Origin of the sequence: Streptomyces sp. DH41 (genome assembly GCF_029813785.1) — a bacterium.
In the GTDB taxonomy this organism is placed as follows: Bacteria; Actinomycetota; Actinomycetes; order Streptomycetales; family Streptomycetaceae; genus Streptomyces.
The window spans coordinates 201,027-219,337 of the sequence record NZ_JARVKY010000012.1; the positions used below are offsets into that span (position 1 = coordinate 201,027).

The following is an 18,311-nucleotide window of genomic DNA, read 5'->3' on the forward strand; positions in this document are numbered from 1 at the left end:
GGGAGCTCCCCTACTCCGGCTGATCGTTCGCCAATTGGTTGTAGGCGACAGTGATCAGGGCTTCGAGGGCTTCCGCGGCCTCGGGCGTGAGGTTGCGGTCGCCCCGTAGATGCGTAGCCACCTTGGTCAACGTGTCCTGGCTGCGCGGCTCATCGGTCCGGCGAACGAAGTCATCCGCGCTCAGATTGGCCCATGTGACGAGAGCCGCGAGTCCATCCACGTCGGGCCGGCGCCCCTGAGCCAACCTCGTCAACGTCGAAGCGCTGACACCGGCCTGCTGAGCTACATCCTTCCAGAGAAGGCCACGTTCCTGACGCGTGCGATCCAGGGCCGTGTGAAACGCGACCGCGTCAAACCGTCCTGCTGCAATCCGCTCGCTCACGATCGTCTCCTCCCAGACGTGGAGATTACACATCAGGCACCACTTGCGAAAGTCGAACCACACCCTCTACTCTCGGATTGCTAGATCGGTATCCCTATCGATCTAGCAATCGGCCCTAGCGCCCCGACCTCGAAAGGTGGCGGCCACATGGCCACGAACACCGGCAAGGGCTTCCGTCGCGGCAGTGTCTCCCGACGAAGCCAGGTCCTCAATCCCCGAACTGGCACGTGAATGAAGCGAGGCGAGAACGGCTGCTTCATGGACGCGAGGACAGGCGGCACACCGTTCAAGGGTGTCCGCCGAGAGAAGTAGTACGTCTCGCCCCGGTGGGTGGCCGGGTCCCGGCCATCCACCGGCCGCCCAGGAGGTAACGATGGTCCGCAAGCAATCCCTCGCGCAGCTCCTCGACGAAGGGCGCCGCAAGATCCAGGTGACCGACGAGGAACTCACCGAGGCCAAGCGCCGCCGCACACTGCTCGCCGCATCCGTACGGCGGGCCTTTCCCGGCTCCACCACCTACTTCAACGGCAGCGTCGCGCACGGCGACGCCAACACCCCCTTGACCGACGTCGACCTCGGCACCGTCCTCACCAAGAAGGACGCCGAGCCGTACGGCCCTGGCAAGAAGAGCGCCCTGACTCTGATGGAGATCGCCCGCGACGCGATCCACGAGGACCTCGACGACGAGTTCCCTAAGCTCACCATCGAGGTCGAAGGGCGCCGCCGCGCCGTTCTCGTACGCTTTGGCGACCCGGTTACCCCGGGCCAGGCCGACTTCACGGCGGACGTCATGACCGCGATCCCGCACCCTTCAGGACGCGGCCTATACATCCCGAACACGAAGATCGCGACCCAGTGGGACCGGGCCGACCCGATCACTCACACCCGAATGGTGCTGCAGGCCATCAAGGAGACGAAGGTCGTCTTCGCCCGCACGGTCCGGCTGCTGAAGCACTGGAACGGCACCCACAGCAAACCCATGTGCTCCTGGAACATCAAGGCCCTGAGCCTCAACTGCCTTGATGAGCCCATGCCGCTGATCAACGCCCTGCGGGTCTTCTTTACCTACGCGGCGGACGAGATCGGCAAGGGCCCGACGCCCGACCCGGCCGGCGTAGCCGGCCCCATCCCGCTCAACATGCCGCGCCCCGACGTCCACAAGAGGCTCTGCACCGCCCGGAAGTACATCGACCTCGCCATCGAGCACGAGAAGAACGGTCGACCAGGCCTGGCCCAGCACGCCCTGCACCAAGTCCTCCCGGAGCTCGTGGCGAAGCCCGACGCCACGGAAGAGGAAGCCGACCGCCTCGGGCAAGCTGCCCGGGCAGGCGCTCCGGCCATCTCTGGACTCGGACTCGTCACCGGGGTTGTCACGCCGACCCGGACCCGAGCCTGGGGAGAGTGACACCGTGCCCCTCTGGTACGGGGCCCAGCCTGTCTGGTGGGCCCCGCTCGAACGGGACGCACGGCGATACTTCGGTGATGCTCTCCGCCACACGTATCGCGGTGGTTCGCTGACATACGAACTCACCGGGCTGGACGTCGTCGGCGAACCCGACCCGGTCAACGTCCAGATTCGCTTTTATGCGGATCCGCCCTACCCAACCTATGGTCAGTTGCCCCAGGACTTCCCACGCGTCCACGCCAATCACGGAGCGGCATCGAAGCACCGGTATTCGCCTGACGACGCCCTCTGCCTCTGGTACCCGCTCGATCCGGACGAACGTCGCTGGACTAGTTCGAAAGGGCTGCTGGACCTCATCGAGATAGTCCGCACACACTTGTTCCTCGAACACTACTGGCGGCTCACCGGCGGTGAGCAAGGCGGCCAGTGGGTAGTGGAGGACGCCCCTCACGGCATGCCGGGGAGTGATGTGTGCAGGTCATCACGACGGCACAGACGACGGACAGCGGCTGGACCTGGACTCAGACAGCCGCGCTGATCGTCCCCTGCATCGCTCTCCTAGGTGCCTACCTGACCTACACCCTCGCTCAGCGGGCGGTACGCAGGGAAAGCCGGGCCAAGACCTTCGCCGAAGCATTGACCACGGTCGAGGAGTACCTGGAGATGCCGTACCGCATACGGCGCCGGCCCGAGTCCTCCCCCGCCGTGCGGCAACAGCTCACCGACGAGGTCAGCGGCCTGCTCGCACGGATGGCCTTCCACCAAGCCTGGCTGCAGATCGAGGCATCAGCCGTCGCGGGCCCCTACTCAGCTCTCGTAGCGACGGCCCGAGCGGAAGCTGGCGCGCAGATGAGCCTCGCCTGGCAGCAACCCCCGATCACCACCGACTGCGGGATGAACCTCGGCGTGCCGTATCCCCGAGACCGGTCAATCGCGGCTCGAGCCAATTGCATCGCAATGATGCGCCGACACCTCTGATGCCAACCACGCTCTTGACGTCAGTTCGCCGGCGACCGCGGATACTCATCAGTCTCCACCAGACGCGACAGACTGCACGGTGTGGCGGAGGCCAGTCCTTACGCGGTGAGCTCCGGCCCGCCTGCGGCAATGCCCTGACGGGAGAACTGCCGGATGGAGCGGCTATGACCGCTCCAGCGGGCGTCTCGTTTGGTGCGGCCGGACGTGACTCCTACAGTGACGTCGGACGCGGTACTACCCGAGGAACGACAAGCGCACTGTACGGTCGTGATTCGAGACGTTCGTGTCCACCAGGCACACCGACTGCCAGGTGCCGAGCTCCAGGCGTCCGTCGATCACCGGCAGCGTCGCGTGCGGCGGTACGAAGGCGGGCAGGACGTGGTCGCGGCCGTGGCCGGGGCTGCCGTGGCGGTGCTGCCAGCGGTCGTCGGCGGGGAGCAGGGTGTGCAGGGCGGCCAGCAGGTCGTCGTCGCTGCCGGCGCCGGTCTCGATGATCGCGATGCCGGCGGTGGCGTGCGGGACGAAGACGTTGAGGAGGCCGTCGCGGCCGGCCGCCGCCTCGCGGAGGAAGGTCTCGCAGTCACCGGTGATGTCGGCGACCCGCTCCGACGAGCCGGTGGCGAGGTTCAGGACTCGGGTGGTGAAGGCATCTGGCATGTCTCCCATCCTGACGTACGCGGCGAGCCGGGCGCGGGAGCGTCGGGCCCGTGATCGTCCTGGGGCGGATCCGGGGAAGATCGGGGCCGCCGGCTTCGTTGGTAGAAGCGTGAACAACACACGCGAGGTCGAGGTCGTCGTCATCGGTGCCGGTCAGGCGGGACTCGCCGCGGCCCATCACCTGCGGCGCACCGGGTTCGAGCCCGAGCGCGACTTCGTGGTGCTCGACCACTCCCCCGGGCCCGGCGGCGCCTGGCAGTTCCGCTGGCCGTCGCTGACGTACGGCAAGGTGCACGGGATGCACGCGCTGCCGGGTATGGAACTGACCGGGGCGGATCCGGCGCGGCCGTCCGCCGAGGTGGTCGGCGAGTACTTCGCGGCGTACGAGCGGACCTTCGATCTGCGGGTGCGGCGCCCCGTCGACGTGCGGGCGGTGCGCGAGGGGACGGGCGGGCGGCTGCTCGTCGAGACCTCGGCCGGGACGTGGTCGACTCGGGCGCTGATCAACGCGACCGGCACCTGGGACCGGCCGTTCTGGCCGCGCTATCCGGGGCAGGAGACCTTCCGGGGACGGCAGTTGCACACCGCGCGGTACGCCGGTCCCGAGGAGTTCGCCGGGCAGCGCGTGATCGTGGTGGGCGGGGGCGCCTCGGGGACGCAGCACCTGCTGGAGATCGCCCCGTACGCCGCGGCCACCACGTGGGTGACCAGGCGGCCCCCCGTCTTCCGCGAGGGGCCCTTCGACGAGGACGCGGGCCGGGCCGCGGTGGCACTCGTGGAGGAACGGGTGCGGCAGGGGCTGCCGCCGAAGAGCGTGGTGTCGGTGACCGGGTTGCCGTTGAACGACGCGATCCGGGCGGGCCTCGCCTCCGGTGTGCTGGACCGCCGGCCCATGTTCGACCGGATCACGCCCGACGGCGTGGCGTGGCCGGACGGGCAGAGCGTGGCCGCGGACGTCATCCTGTGGGCGACCGGGTTCCGGGCCGCCATCGACCATCTGCGGCCGCTGCGGCTGAGGGAGGCGGGCGGTGGGATCCGGGTCGAGGGGACGCGCGCGGTCGCCGACCCGCGGATCCATCTCGTCGGCTACGGGCCGTCGGCCAGCACCATCGGCGCCAACCGGGCCGGACGCGCGGCCGTACGGGACATCAGGCGGCTGCTGGCGGACCGGGAGCCGGTCGCCGCGTGACGCCCCGCCGGGTCACTTCGCCTCGGCCGGCTCCTTCGAGGCGCTCTGCCTGACGTGATTGAACTCGGCGACGTTGCGCTGGTGTTCGGCGTAGTCGGCGGTGAAGCGGGTGTCGCCCGGCTTGACCGTGACGAAGTACAGCCAGTCGCCGGGGGTCGGGTTGATCGCGGCGCTCATCGCCTCGTCGCCCGGGTTCGCGATGGGAGTGGGTGGCAGGCCCATGCGCTGGTACGAGTTGTAGGGACTGTCGATCTTCGTGTCCTGGGGCGTCGTCTTGAGGGTGGAACGCCCCATGGCGTAGTTGATGGTGGAGTCCATCTGGAGCGGCATACCGCGTTCGAGCCGGTTGAAGATCACCCGGGCGACCTTGCCCATGTCCTCCTTGGTGGCGGCCTCGGCCTGCACGATGCTGGCGATGGTGACCGCCTGGTAGACGTTCAGCGCGTTGCGCTGGGCGCCCGCGGCGATCGGCGCACCGGTGAACTTCTCGTTCGCCTTGTCGACCATGGCCGTCAGCAGCTGCTCGGGGGTCGGGTTCTCGCCGAGCGGATAGGTCGCGGGGAAGAGATAGCCCTCGGGGTTGCCCTCGGCGTCGTTCGGCAGCTTGAGGTCGGCCTTGGCCACGGACTTCTTGGTGGTACCGGGGGGCAGGGCGAGGGTCTTGTCGACGGCCTCGTAGACCTGGGCCGCGCGCCGGCCCTCCGGGATGACCAGGGACGTGGGGCGGGACTCGTCCTCGTCGTCCGTCATCAGCAGCGGCACCGCCACGGCGGTACCGGCCACGACGGCGCCGGTCACGATCAGGGCGATACGCCCCCGGCGCGTCAGTCGGATCGTTCTCCTGCTGCCTCTCGTTCTCCGTGGCGGAGTGTTCGTCTGCATGCGGGCACGGTAACCCCCATCTGCACGCAAACCCGGCATATCGTCATCTTGTCGGTTCCAGTCGGGCGTCCCGGCGGACGAGGGCCGCGTACCGCCCGTCCCGCTCCAGCAGCTCCTCGTGTCTGCCCTGTTCGGCCAGGCGCCCGGAGTCGAGGACCACGATCCGGTCGGCGCCCCGGACGGTGGACAGGCGATGCGCGATGGTGATCGTGGTGCGGTTGGCGGACAGGGCGTCGATGGCCTCCTGCACGGCGGCCTCGGTACGGGTGTCCAGGGCGCTGGTCGCCTCGTCGAGGACGAGGACGGGCGGGTCGCGCAGGATGGTGCGGGCGATGGCCAGGCGCTGCTTCTCGCCGCCGGAGAAACGGTGTCCGCGTTCGCCGACCACGGTGTCGTAGCCGTCGGGCAGGGCGGCGATGTGGTCGTGGATCTGGGCCGCCCGCGCCGCCGCCTCCAGTTCCGCGTCGGTGGCGTCCGGCTTGGCGAAGCGCAGGTTCTCGGCGACCGAGGCGTGGAAGAGATACGTCTCCTGCGAGACGACGCCGACCGCGCGGGCGAGGGTGTCGAAGTCGAGGTCGCGCACGTCGACCCCGTCGAGGGTGACCCGGCCGCCCGTCACGTCGTACAGCCGCGGCACCAGGTGGCCCAGCGTGGACTTGCCGGCGCCGGTCGGGCCGACGACGGCGAGGCTGCTGCCCGCGGGGACGGTGATGTCGATGCCGTCGAGGACCGGGCCGCCCTTGCCGTCGTAGCGGAACTCGACGTCCTCGAAGCGGACCTCGCCCCTGACGCGGTCGAGGCGGACGGGGTTGTCGTGCTCAGTGATGTCGACCGGAAGGTCCAGGTACTCGAAGATGCGCTGGAAGAGCGCGAGCGAGGTCTGGATCTGGACGCCGGTCGACAGCAGGCTCACGGTCGGGCGGAACAGGCCCTGCTGGAGCGAGACGAAGGCCACGATGGTGCCGAGGGAGACGTCGGGGCCACCGAGTTGCAAGGCGACGCCCGCGGTCCAGTAGATGACGGCCGGCATGGCGGCCATGACGATCGTGATGACGGCCATCCGCCAGCGGCCCGCCATGTTCGACCTCACCTCCAGGTCGACCAGGCTCTCGGACTCGTCGGAAAAGGCGCGGGTGAGCGAGTCGGAGCGGCCCATGGTGCGGCCGAGCAGGATGCCGCTGACGGAGAGCGACTCGGTGACCGTGGCGGCCATCGCGGCCATCTGCTTCTGGCGCCGGGTGGTGATCTTCCGGCGTTCCCTGCCGACGCGGCGGCTGATCCAGACGAACACCGGCAGAAGGAGGAGCGAGACGACGGTCAGACGCCAGTCGAGGACGACCATGGCGGCGATCGTGGCGATCACACTGGTGAGGTTGGAGACCAGGGAGGTCGCCGTGGAGGTGACGGTGGCCTGCATGCCGCCGATGTCGTTGGCGATCCGGGACTGGACCTCGCCGGTGCGGGTGCGGGTGAAGAAGGCGAGTGACATCTGCTGCAGCCGGCCGTAGACGGCGGTGCGCAGGTCGTGCATGACGCGCTGGCCGACGGTCGTGGAGATCAGCGTCTGCAGCACGCCGAAGACGCTGGTGAGGACGGCGCCGAGGATCATGCCGAGGGCGAGCAGGCTCAGCAGGCCCGTGCGCCCCTCGGGAATCGCGACGTCCAGGATCTCCTTCAGCAGGAAGGGGGTGGCGACCGACACCAGCGACGCGGCGCCGACCAGCAGCCCGACGATCACGAGACGGCCGCGATAGGGGTGGAACAGCTTCAGGATGCGGCGCACCTGCCGGGGCTGTTCCTTGGCGTCGGCGGGTGCGGTCCAGGCGGAGTCGCGATCGGGGTGCATGGGCTCCTTCGGAGGACGGCGGAGGAGGCCGGCGTGGTCCGCGGTTCGGCGGACCTCCTGCGGGCCTTACGGATCACAAGCCATTGTTACCTATACTCACAATGAACATCATCCTGATATTGTTCCCCCATGACCGCCCCCGATCCCGACGGCCTGCTCGCCGAGCAGCTGCTGCGGCTCACCCGCCGGGTGCACCGCATCCAGAAGCGCCACCTCGAGCACCGTGACCTCGGCATCACACCGGCCCAGTCCCGGCTGCTGCGCACCCTGGCGCACTACGGCTCACCGCCCCGCATGGCCGATCTGGCCGAGCGCCTGGAGGTCGTACCGCGGGCGGTGACGACGCTGGTCGACGGACTGGAGTCGGCCGGGAAGGTACGCCGCGTCCCGGACCCGGCCAATCGCCGGGTGATCCGGATCGAGCTCACCGACGACGGGCGCGCGGCGCTGCGGGAACTGCACGGCGCGCGCCACTGTGCCGCGGAGGAGATCCTGGCCCCGCTGACGGACGAGCAGCGTGTGGTGCTCGGCGGTCTGCTGGACACCCTGGTCGACGGACCCGACATGGAGCGGGGCCGACGGACGGCGTGACCGGGAGGCGCGTGGTCAGGCCGACAGACGCGCCCGGTCCCCCATGACCACCACCGGGTGCCGGTCCGGGTCCAGAGTGCGCATCAGGTGCTCCATCGCCGGCTTGGGCAGGCTGACGTACCACTGCCGTGGTCCATATGCAGCCAGATTCCCCCACCCTTGGACGCGCCTTCGGGGCGGGTCGGGTCGTTCGGCGCGGTGCCCTCGACCCGGTTGTAGTCGATGGCGATGACGTAGTCGAAGTCGTGCCAGTAGGACTTGGCCCACCAACGCGGTGCCGCGAAGGCGGCGGACCGGGTGTACGGCAGCCCGGCACCGGGGGCCGGGTCCGGGTCCGGGAGCACGCCGCCCGCATCGCTGAACGTGAACACACCGACGGGGCTGCGCCTGTCGTCCTCATGGTGGTCGGTCGTCCACCCCTTCACGCCGTTGTGCGCCGGCCAACTGCGGTCGCGGTGCCAGGCGGAGCCCTGTTTCGTGTAGAGGACGACCGTGGAGTCGGCGGAGTCCTCGCCCTCGCCGTACACCGCGACGACCTGACGGGACTCGGCCGGGATACGCCCCTGGAGGCGGTCGCCGACGCCGGGGACGCGTGTCGGGTCGGCCGTGGCACTGCTTTCGCGCGCCCCGCCGCCGGGGCCACTGGCTCCGGCGTCCGCGCCGTGCCCGGACGGGCCTCCACAGGCGGACAACGCCGCCACCAGGGCCCCCAGTGCCACCGTCGCCACCGCCGTACGCCGCGCACCACTGCTCCGCATCGGTCCATGGTCGCACTCGTGCCGCACCGGCGCGGGAGGGGTGCGACAGACGGCAGCCGGATTCGTACCTCATCGCGGAAAACCGCTTGATTTTGGGCACGCCGCGACGCGAACCTTTCACGGTTTGCAGCCTCTTGATGCCGTCGCGAACGGCACCCCCTGACACGAGCCACTGGGACGCCATGCAGATCCGAGACCTTCCGTTTCCCGACCCGGGCGTGCCGGACGCACGTTCGGGACCCCGATTCCTGTGGTGGCTGTTCCGGAACCAGCTGAGCGGCCAACTCAAGTCGCTGGCCTGGGGCCTGCTGCACTTCGCCTCCGTCTCCGCCCTGCCCTTCTGCGTCGGTCTCGCCATCCAGGCCGTCGTCGACCGTTCCGGCACCCGGCTCGCCCTCGCGGGCGGGGTCATGGTGCTGTGCTGCGCCGGCAACGCGATCGGCGACACCTTCCTGCACCGCGCCGCCGTCACCAACTGGATCACCGCCGCTGCCCGCGTCCAGCAACTCCTGGCCCGCAAGACCGCGCTGCTGGGCTCGGCACTGACCCGCCGCGTCGCGGCCGGCGAGGTCGTGGCCGTCTCCACCGGCGACGTCGAGAAGATCGGCTGGTTCGTGGAGGCCGTCTCCCGCTTCACCGCGGCCGCGCTGACCATCGTGCTGGTCTGCGTGGCCCTGGTCGTCTACGAGCCGGCGCTCGGCGTCGTCGTGATCGCGGGCCTGCCGGTGCTGGCCCTCGCCGTACTGCCCCTCCTCCCCCGGGCCACCCGGCGGGCCGACGTCCAGCGTGAGAAGGCCGGCCGCGCCACCGAACTCGCCTCGGACACCGTCGCCGGACTGCGCGTACTCCGCGGCATCGGCGGCGAGGAACTCTTCCTCGACCGCTACCGCAGCGCCTCCCAGGAGGTACGCCACGCGGCCGTGCGCAGCGCGCGGATGTGGTCCCTGATCTCCGCGATCCAGGTGCTGCTGCCGGGGCTCCTGCTGGTCGCGGTGGTCTGGCACGGCGTCCACCTGGCCCGCGAGGGCCGCATCGGCGTCGGCGAGCTCGTCACCGTCTACAGCTCCGTCATGATCCTCACCTACCCGCTGCGGCACTTCGAGGAGATCGCCATGGCGTACTCCTTCTCCCGCCCCTCGGCCACACGCGCCGCACGGGTGCTGGCGCTGGAACGTGCCACGGACACCACGGGATCACGCCCTGCCCAGGCCCCGGCCGGGGACCTGTACGACCCGACCACCGGTCTGCTCGCGCGGGAGGGCAGGCTCACCGCCGTGGTGTGCGGCGACCCGGACGCGGCCGGGCGCCTGGCGGAACGGCTCGGCGGGCACCCCTCGGAGGAGGGCACGTCCGCCCTGCTGGGCGGCGTACCGCTGGACGAGCTGCCCCTGAAGTCCGCGCGCACCGCCGTCCTGGTCCAGGACAAGGACCCGGTGCTGCTCTCCGGCACGCTGCGCGAGCTGCTCGACGTACCCGCGTCCGGCGCCGTCGGTGCCGAGGACGCGCTGGCCGCCGCCCAGTGCGCGGACGTACTGGCGGCCCTCGCGCAGGGATCGCTCGGCGCCGACGACCCGATGGACGCCCCGATCACCGAGCGGGGCCGCTCGCTGTCGGGCGGCCAGCGCCAGCGGCTCGCGCTGGCCCGGTCCCTGATCACGGACCCGGAGGCGCTCGTCCTGGACGAACCGACCTCCGCCGTCGACTCGCACACCGAGGCAAGGATCGCGGAGGGCCTGCGGTCACTGCGGGCGGGACGCACCACGGTCGTGTTCACCTCGTCGCCACTGCTGCTGGACCGCGCCGACCGGATCGTCTTCCTGCACGACGGCGAGGTCGCCGCGGTCGGCACCCACCGGGACCTGCTGCACACCGAACCCCGGTACCGGGCGGTGGTGACCCGCGAGACCGACGAGGAGACCGCGGCACACCAGGACGGAACCACGGCCGGGGACGAGGCGACGAAGACCCTGGGCCCGGCCCTGGACGACGATGTCCTCGGCGACGACGACGTACTGCACCGACTGGAAGAGATCGAGGAGACGGCATGATCGGCGTCGCGCCACCGTCCTACGACCCGGCGGCCCCGACGACGGCGGGCACCCTGCCCGTCGGCGCGCCCGCGACCGTACGCGCGTACGCGGGAGAACTGCTGCGCCGGCACCGCCGCGCGTTCCTCTTCCTCGTCGCCGTCAACACGGTCGCCGTGATCGCCTCGATGGCGGGCCCCTACCTGCTGGGCGGGCTGGTGGAACGGGTGTCGGACGACACTCGCGAGCTGCGCCTGGGGTTCACGGTCACGCTGTTCGTACTCGCGCTCGTCGTCCAGGCGGTGTTCGTACGAGAGGTGCGGCTGCGTGGGGCCATGCTCGGCGAGCGGATGCTGGCGGATCTCCGCGAGGACTTCCTCGTGCGGTCGGTCGGGCTGCCGCCCGGCGTGCTGGAGCGGGCCGGCACGGGTGACCTGCTCTCCCGGATCACGACGGACATCGACCGGCTCGCCAACGCCATGCGCGAGGCCGTGCCTCAGCTGGCGATCGGCGTGGTGTGGGTGGTGCTCCTGCTCGGCGGGCTGGTGATCACGGCCCCGCCGCTGGCGCCCGCGGTACTGCTCGCGGTGCCGCTGCTGGTGATCGGCTGCCGCTGGTACTTCCGGCGGGCGCCCTCCGCCTACCGCTCGGAGGCCGCCGGGTACGCCGCCGTGGCCGCCGCGCTCGCCGAGACCGTGGACGCCGGGCGCACCGTCGAGTCGCACCGCCTGGACGCCCGTCGTATCGAGCTGTCGGACCGCCGGGTCAGGGAGTGGACGGCCTGGGAGCGCTACACCCTCTGGCTGCGGTCGGTACTCTTCCCGGTCATCAACGTCACCCACGTGACCGTGCTCGCCTCCGTCCTGCTGATCGGTGGTGTGTTCGTCCTGCAGGGCTGGATCGGGGTCGGCCAGCTGACCACGGCGGCGCTGATGGCGCAGATGCTCGTCGACCCGGTGGGCATCATTCTTCGCTGGTACGACGAACTGCAGGTGGCGCAGGTGTCCCTGGCCCGGCTGGTGGGCGTGCGGGACATCGAGCCGGACGCGGGTGACCCGGCACTGACCCCCGACGGACGGCATGTACACGCCGACCGCGTGCACTTCGGCTACCTCGAGGGCGTGGACGTCCTGCGCAAGGTGTCGCTGGAGGTCGCCCCCGGCACGAGACTCGCCCTGGTCGGTCCCTCGGGCGCCGGCAAGTCCACGCTGGGCAGGCTGCTGGCCGGTATCTACGGTCCCCGTGACGGCCGGATCACCCTGGGTGGCGCGGAGCTGTCCCGGATGTCCGCCGAACGGGTCCGCTCGCACGTCGCCCTCGTCAATCAGGAGCACCACGTCTTCGTGGGCTCGCTGCGCGACAACCTCCGTCTCGCCCGGACCGGCGCGACCGACGCCGAGCTGTGGGCGGCGCTGGGGGCGGTCGACGCGGACGACTGGTCCCGCGGGCTCGACGAGGGCCTCGACACCGAGGTCGGCTCGGGCGGCTTCTCGCTCACTCCGGCGCAGGCCCAGCAGATCGCGTTGGCCCGCCTGGTCCTGGCCGACCCGCACACCCTGGTGCTGGACGAGGCGACGTCCCTGCTCGACCCCAGGGCCGCACGCCACCTGGAACGGTCCCTGGCCAGGGTCCTGGAGGGCCGCACAGTCGTCGCGATCGCCCACCGTCTGCACACCGCCCACGACGCGGACGTCATCGCCGTCGTCGAGAACGGCCGGATCAGCGAACTGGGCAGCCACGACGAGCTCGTCGCGGCGGACGGCGCGTATGCGGCGCTGTGGCGGTCGTGGCACGGGTGACCCCGCTCCACCCGACAGTCGCCCGGGCGGCGCGATACGCCCCGCCCGGGCCGTGGCCGGCATCGGAGGGATGCGGTCGGTACCGGGCCGGACACGGTGAGGGCCGGTTGCGGTCCGGCTCGGGCCGGTCGCGGTGGAGAAGCCTGGCGCCGGGTCGAAGTCGTCCGGTGTTCGGCCCGAGTCGACCTGTGTGCGTCCGGGTGTGTTCGTACCTGATGGGAGGGGTCCGGCGCTCCGGCTGACTCCGCCCGTGCCCCTCGGCGCAGACCAACGCACTGATGGTCCTCTCCCGCACCCGATCGGAGGATGCCGGTGCTCGAACGACCCGCTCCGTGCTCGGCAGGGACGAGGCCGGTGCCCGGCAGGAGCAGGCCGGTACTCGATGGGCTTCCGGCCCCTGGTCGGCCGGGGCGGGCGACCGGCGGGTCCGGGAGTGTCGGGTACCCGGTCGGCGGTCGTGCCGTTGCGCGGTCCCGAACGGGAGTGGAAGGCTGGGAAGAGGCACCGGCTCGGGGCAGGCCCTGGAACCGCGCGGTTCTGCGACGGGTGACGCCTGTGCCCCGTGCAGCGGCGGCCCGCCGCGGTCCACGGAGAGAAGGGGCCCGTCCCCACCCCCTGGAGGTACCCGTGAACAGCGCCGACGGATGGGGAGATGACGTCTACCAGCCCGACGGATCCGAGCAGAGGGAAGACACCGGGATACTCGACGGCGAGGACACCCTCGAGCACGACGGTGTCGACGATCCCCTCGACCGGGGCTGGTCCCCGCCCGAGCGGCCCTGGGCGGTGGAGCACACCGGTGTGACGGCCGCCGAACGCCACCGGGGCGAGACGCTGGAGCAGCGGCTCGCCGAGGAGCGACCGGACCTGCTCGCACCCGACGGCGACGGACTGGGCGACTCCGACGGTACCGACGGCGAACTGCTGGACAACGAGGTCGGTGCGGGCCGGTCCGGTCGGCTCGTGGCACCCGACGAGGGAGCGCACGAGGACGAGGAGCCGGCACTGGTCGCCACGGACGTGGGCATCGACGGCGCGGCCGCCTCCGCCGAGGAGGCCGCGATGCATGTCGTCGACGAGGACTCCCTGCCCGGCTGACACCGCTCGCGGCGGCGTTCTCGCACCGTCGCCCCCAAGATCCGCGCCACCCGAGGAGCAGCCATGCAGCAGGACAAGCACCCCGAGTACCGGCCCGTCGTCTTCCGTGACCGCAGCGCCGGGTACGCCTTCCTCACCCGGTCCACCGCGACGAGCGACCAGACCATCGCATGGGACGACGGCGAGACCTACCCGGTGGTGGACGTGGAGATCTCCTCCGAGAGCCACCCCTTCTACACGGGCAAGGCCCGGACAGTGGATTCGGAGGGGCGTGTCGCCCGCTTCGAGCGGCGCTACGGCGCCGGCGAGGGGCAGGGCACCGGCGGGACCGGCTGACCGGACCGCATCCCCCTCATCCCTCAGATGAAGTTGAGCGCCGCCGCACCGCCCACTCCCCCGAGCAGCATGAACGCCGGCATCAGCACCTTCAGCTCCACCCAGCTGCCCGCCCGGAACCGCATGGCCTTCGGGGGGCCTATGGGGTACCAACGCTTGCGGCCCACCGGTATCGGCCACAGCACGGGGCAGCCCGAAACGGTCAGCGCGTCCCCGATGTCGTGCACCAGCGCGCCCAGCACGATCGGCAGCCCCAGCCACAGGTACTCCTGGCCCGGTGCGGTGAACAGCCAGTCCGCGCCACCGTCCGATTTGTCCAGTATCCCGGCCAGGATCCAGGCGCTGGTCGCGGCCAGCAGCCAGACCAGCACGTCGCTGCTGGAGCCGCGGGTCGCCCGCCAGAGCAGGCCCTCGATGGCCAGCACCATGTGCACGAACAGGATCGCCAGGACCGCCCAGCGGCCGCCCGTGATGGCCAGAACCGAAGTGCCCCCACCGATGAGGACCGCCCACAGCCAGGTGTGCGTCAGCGTGCGGTGTCCACCGGAGCGGCGCGGGTCGCCCTGCTTCTTCGTGGCCTTGTAGACGGCGTACGACAGTTTGTCGACGATCTCGCACAATCCCCGTGAGACCGGTCCGAAGGCCCGGGAGATGGTGGCCGCCTTGTGGTCGAGGTCCGGGGCGAGCGCCGCTCCGGCGCAGATCAGGGCTCCGGCGAGCAGCACCGGCCAGGGCATCGAGTGCCCTGCGGCAGCGGTCGCCGCCCCGACGCCGAGCCACGCCGCAGCGCCCGACAGTGAGTGCGCTGGTCCCATCATCGCCGTTGCCCGCCCCATTCCTCTTGTGCCACTGTGCAGTTGTCCGGGTCCACTGATGCCTCGTGAGCGACCCAGCGTAGCGTTCGTGATCTTCACGCGGACAGCCGATTCCCCCATCAGGACTCGGGGCAGGCAAGATGGGGGCGTGACCCTCATCGACCAGCTGCCGCGGACCGCCGACCCCGATGCCCTGTACGAAGCCTTCGAGGCGTGGGCCCAGGAGCGCGGTCTCACGCTCTACCCCCACCAGGAGGAGGCGCTGATCGAGGCTGTCTCCGGCGCGAACGTGATCGTGTCGACGCCCACGGGCTCCGGCAAGAGCATGATCGCGGCGGGCGCCCACTTCGCCGCGCTGGCCCGGGACGAGGTCACCTTCTACACTGCCCCGATCAAGGCGCTGGTGTCGGAGAAGTTCTTCGAGCTGTGCAAGATCTTCGGCACCGAGAACGTCGGCATGCTGACCGGCGACGCCTCCGTGAACGCCGACGCCCCTGTCATCTGCTGCACCGCCGAGGTCCTGGCGTCGATCGCGCTGCGGGACGGCAAGCACGCGGACATCGGCCAGGTCGTCATGGACGAGTTCCACTTCTACGCGGAGCCGGACCGTGGCTGGGCCTGGCAGATTCCCCTGCTGGAACTGCCGCAGGCCCAGTTCGTCCTGATGTCGGCCACGCTCGGTGACGTCTCCTTCTTCGAGAAGGACCTCGCGCGCCGCACCGACCGTCCCACGGCGGTGGTCCGCTCGGCCACCCGGCCCGTACCACTCTCCTACGAGTACCGCTACACGCCGCTCACCGAGACGCTCTCCGACCTTCTGGCGGCCCGGCAGGCTCCTGTCTACATCGTGCACTTCACGCAGGCGCAGGCCGTGGAGCGGGCACAGGCGCTGATGAGCATCAACATGTGTACGCGTGAGGAGAAGGAGCGGATCGCCGAGTTGATCGGCAACTTCCGCTTCACCACGAAGTTCGGCCGCAACCTCTCGCGTTACGTCCGGCACGGCATCGGTGTCCACCACGCCGGCATGCTGCCCAAGTACCGGCGGCTGGTGGAGAAGCTCGCGCAGGCCGGCCTGCTGAAGGTGATCTGCGGAACGGACACGCTCGGGGTGGGCGTCAACGTCCCGATCCGCACCGTGCTGTTCACTGCGCTGAGCAAGTACGACGGCACCCGGGTGCGCACGCTGCGAGCCAGGGAGTTCCACCAGATCGCCGGCCGGGCCGGGCGTGCGGGGTTCGACACGGAGGGCTTCGTCGTCGCCCAGGCGCCTGAGCACGTCGTCGAGAACGAGAAGGCGCTCGCCAAGGCCGGTGACGACCCGAAGAAGCGACGCAAGGTCGTCCGCAAGAAGGCCCCGGAAGGCTTCGTGGCCTGGTCGGAGAGCTCGTTCGAGAAGCTCATCACCTCCGAACCGGAGCCGCTGACGTCCCGATTCCGGGTCACGCACACCATGCTGTTGTCGGTGATCGCCCGGCCGGGTGACGCCTTCGCGGCGATGCGGCACCTGCTGGAGGACAATCACGAGCCGCGCAAGCAGCAGCTCAGGCACATTCGCCGGGCGATCGCCATCTACCGCTCGCTGCTGGACGGCGGCATCGTCGAGAAGCTCGACGAGCCGGACGCCGAGGGGCGTGTCGTCCGGCTCACGGTGGACCTTCAGCACGACTTCGCGCTGAACCAGCCGCTCTCCACGTTCGCCCTGGCCGCCTTCGAGCTGCTGGACCCCGAGTCGCCGTCGTACGCGCTGGACATGGTGTCCGTCGTCGAGTCCACGCTGGACGACCCGCGACAGATCCTCGCCGCCCAGCAGAACAAGGCGCGCGGTGAAGCCGTGGCAGCGATGAAGGCGGACGGTGTCGAGTACGAGGAGCGCATGGAGCGCCTCCAGGACGTCACCTACCCGAAGCCTCTGGAGGAGCTGCTCTTCCACGCCTACGACACCTACCGCAGGAGCCACCCGTGGGTCGGTGACCACCCGCTGTCGCCGAAGTCCGTCATCCGGGACATGTACGAGCGGGCGCTGACCTTCACGGAGCTGGTGTCCCACTACGAACTGGCCCGCACCGAGGGCATCGTGCTGCGCTACCTCGCGAGTGCCTACAAGGCCCTTGACCACACGGTCCCGGACGACCTGAAGTCCGACGACCTGCAGGACCTGATCGAGTGGCTCGGCGAGATGGTGCGTCAGGTCGACTCCAGTCTGCTGGACGAGTGGGAGCAGCTCGCCAACCCGGAGGAGATGACCGCCGAGGAGGCGCAGGAGAAGGCCGACCAGGTGCGGCCGGTCACCGCCAACGCGCGCGCCTTCCGTGTCCTCGTCCGCAACGCCATGTTCCGCCGCGTCGAGTTGGCCGCCCTCGACCAGGTCGAGGCGCTGGGCGAGATGGACTCGGACGCCGGCTGGGACGCCGACGCGTGGGGCGAGGCCATGGACAAGTACTGGGACGAGTACGACGACCTCGGCACCGGTCCGGATGCCCGCGGTCCCAAGCTGCTGGTGCTCCAGGAGGAGCCGCAGAACGGGCTGTGGCGCGTACGACAGATCTTCGACGACCCGAACGACGACCACGACTGGGGCATCAGCGCGGAGGTCGATCTCACGGCCTCCGACGCGGAGGGCCGGGCGGTCGTCCGCGTCACCGATGTCGGTCAGTTGTGAACACAGGAGAATCCCACCGATGACGAATCCGGCCGAGAGCCTCGTCGCCCTGCTCGACCTGGAGCAGATCGAGGTCAACATCTTCCGTGGCCGCAGCCCCGACGAGTCGCTGCAGCGGGTCTTCGGCGGCCAGGTGGCCGGCCAGGCGCTGGTCGCCGCGGGCCGCACCACGGAGGGTGACCGCCCGGTGCACTCGCTGCACGCGTACTTCCTGCGCCCGGGACGCCCGGGCGTCCCGATCGTGTACCAGGTGGAACGGGTGAGGGACGGGCGGTCGTTCACGACTCGCCGGGTCACCGCGGTGCAGCAGGGCCGCACGATCTTCAATCTCACCGCTTCCTTTCACAAGCCTGAGCAAGGGAGTTTCGAGCATCAGCTGCCGCCGGCCCGCACAGTGCCGGATCCCGAGTCCCTGCCGACGGTCGCCGACGAGGTGCGGGAGCATCTGGGCACGCTGCCGGAGCAGTTCGAGCGGATGGCACGCCGCCAGCCCTTCGACATCCGCTATGTCGACCGGCTGCGCTGGAGCGCCGATGAGGTCGAGGGCGCCGAGCCCCGCAGCGCGGTGTGGATGCGTGCGGTCGGACCGCTCGGGGACGACCCGCTCGTGCACACCTGCGCCCTGACCTACGCCAGCGACATGACGCTCCTGGACGCCGTGCGCATCCCGGTGGAACCTCTTTGGGGTCCGCGGGGCTTCGACATGGCGTCGCTGGACCATGCCATGTGGTTCCATCGGCCGTTCCGAGCGGACGAGTGGTTCCTGTACGACCAGGAGTCGCCGATCGCGACCGGTGGGCGGGGTCTGGCCCGAGGCCGGATCTATGACGCGGAGGGGCGCCTGCTGGTGTCCGTCGTCCAGGAAGGGCTGTTCCGGGCCCTGTAG

At 70.3% G+C, this 18,311-nt stretch carries 15 protein-coding genes and 1 pseudogene; 10 read left to right on the forward strand and 6 right to left on the reverse strand.

Annotated elements, in window-relative coordinates; all coding sequences use genetic code 11:
* Positions 1-10: 10 nt before the first annotated feature.
* On the reverse strand, positions 11-382 hold the full coding sequence (locus tag QC283_RS21080) for a helix-turn-helix domain-containing protein (RefSeq protein WP_279563154.1): 372 nt from the start codon (positions 380-382) through the stop codon (positions 11-13).
* 373 nt (positions 383-755) lie between these two features.
* Between QC283_RS21080 and QC283_RS21085 the strand changes: the two genes are divergently transcribed.
* Together QC283_RS21085 and QC283_RS21090 are read left to right on the forward strand one after the other, a co-directional pair.
* Complete coding sequence (locus QC283_RS21085) at positions 756-1,787, forward strand: hypothetical protein (protein WP_279563155.1); 1,032 nt, start codon at positions 756-758, stop codon at positions 1,785-1,787.
* Positions 1,788-2,258: 471 nt separating this feature from the next.
* Positions 2,259-2,765 carry a hypothetical protein gene (locus tag QC283_RS21090; protein WP_279563156.1) on the forward strand — a complete coding sequence of 169 codons (507 nt, stop codon included), beginning with the start codon at positions 2,259-2,261 and terminating at the stop codon, positions 2,763-2,765.
* 234 nt (positions 2,766-2,999) lie between these two features.
* Here QC283_RS21090 and QC283_RS21095 read toward each other — a convergent pair whose 3' ends face one another.
* Positions 3,000-3,422: a secondary thiamine-phosphate synthase enzyme YjbQ gene (locus QC283_RS21095; protein ID WP_279563157.1), complete on the reverse strand. Its 423-nt coding sequence runs from the start codon at positions 3,420-3,422 to the stop codon at positions 3,000-3,002.
* A gap of 109 nt (positions 3,423-3,531) precedes the next feature.
* Between QC283_RS21095 and QC283_RS21100 the strand changes: the two genes are divergently transcribed.
* On the forward strand, positions 3,532-4,611 hold the full coding sequence (locus QC283_RS21100) for an NAD(P)-binding domain-containing protein (protein WP_279563158.1): 1,080 nt from the start codon (positions 3,532-3,534) through the stop codon (positions 4,609-4,611).
* Positions 4,612-4,623: 12 nt separating this feature from the next.
* Here QC283_RS21100 and mltG read toward each other — a convergent pair whose 3' ends face one another.
* The gene (gene mltG / locus QC283_RS21105; RefSeq protein ID WP_279563159.1) at positions 4,624-5,493 is read right to left on the reverse strand and encodes an endolytic transglycosylase MltG; all 870 of its coding nucleotides are present in this window, start codon (positions 5,491-5,493) and stop codon (positions 4,624-4,626) included.
* Positions 5,494-5,536: 43 nt separating this feature from the next.
* Entirely contained in the window at positions 5,537-7,339 is a 1,803-nt protein-coding gene (locus QC283_RS21110; protein WP_279563160.1) for an ABC transporter ATP-binding protein, read from the reverse strand.
* A gap of 129 nt (positions 7,340-7,468) precedes the next feature.
* Between QC283_RS21110 and QC283_RS21115 the strand changes: the two genes are divergently transcribed.
* Entirely contained in the window at positions 7,469-7,930 is a 462-nt protein-coding gene (locus QC283_RS21115) for a MarR family winged helix-turn-helix transcriptional regulator (RefSeq protein ID WP_279563161.1), read from the forward strand.
* Between the two features lie 15 nt (positions 7,931-7,945).
* Here QC283_RS21115 and QC283_RS21120 read toward each other — a convergent pair.
* Positions 7,946-8,688 (reverse strand): annotated as a pseudogene (locus QC283_RS21120) (hypothetical protein).
* A gap of 182 nt (positions 8,689-8,870) precedes the next feature.
* Here QC283_RS21120 and QC283_RS21125 point away from each other — a divergent pair.
* The 4 genes from QC283_RS21125 (at position 8,871) to QC283_RS21140 (ending at position 13,948) form a co-directional block, all read left to right on the forward strand.
* On the forward strand, positions 8,871-10,736 hold the full coding sequence (locus QC283_RS21125; protein WP_279563162.1) for an ABC transporter ATP-binding protein: 1,866 nt from the start codon (positions 8,871-8,873) through the stop codon (positions 10,734-10,736).
* Entirely contained in the window at positions 10,733-12,514 is a 1,782-nt protein-coding gene (locus tag QC283_RS21130; RefSeq protein ID WP_279563163.1) for an ABC transporter ATP-binding protein, read from the forward strand. The genes QC283_RS21125 and QC283_RS21130 overlap by 4 nt, the downstream gene beginning before the upstream one ends.
* Positions 12,515-13,141: 627 nt before the next feature.
* Positions 13,142-13,612: a DUF5709 domain-containing protein gene (locus QC283_RS21135; protein WP_279563164.1), complete on the forward strand. Its 471-nt coding sequence runs from the start codon at positions 13,142-13,144 to the stop codon at positions 13,610-13,612.
* Positions 13,613-13,675: 63 nt separating this feature from the next.
* Positions 13,676-13,948 (forward strand): type B 50S ribosomal protein L31, encoded by a 273-nt coding sequence (locus tag QC283_RS21140; protein ID WP_279563165.1) that lies wholly within the window; start codon positions 13,676-13,678, stop codon positions 13,946-13,948.
* Between the two features lie 23 nt (positions 13,949-13,971).
* Here QC283_RS21140 and QC283_RS21145 read toward each other — a convergent pair whose 3' ends face one another.
* Positions 13,972-14,766, reverse strand: a complete 795-nt coding sequence (locus QC283_RS21145; RefSeq protein WP_279563166.1) for a metal-dependent hydrolase — start codon at positions 14,764-14,766, stop codon at positions 13,972-13,974.
* Positions 14,767-14,911: 145 nt separating this feature from the next.
* Between QC283_RS21145 and QC283_RS21150 the strand changes: the two genes are divergently transcribed.
* Both QC283_RS21150 and QC283_RS21155 read left to right on the forward strand, forming a co-directional pair.
* Positions 14,912-17,425, forward strand: a complete 2,514-nt coding sequence (locus tag QC283_RS21150) for a DEAD/DEAH box helicase (protein ID WP_279563167.1) — start codon at positions 14,912-14,914, stop codon at positions 17,423-17,425.
* A gap of 19 nt (positions 17,426-17,444) precedes the next feature.
* Positions 17,445-18,311 carry an acyl-CoA thioesterase gene (locus tag QC283_RS21155; protein WP_279563168.1) on the forward strand — a complete coding sequence of 289 codons (867 nt, stop codon included), beginning with the start codon at positions 17,445-17,447 and terminating at the stop codon, positions 18,309-18,311.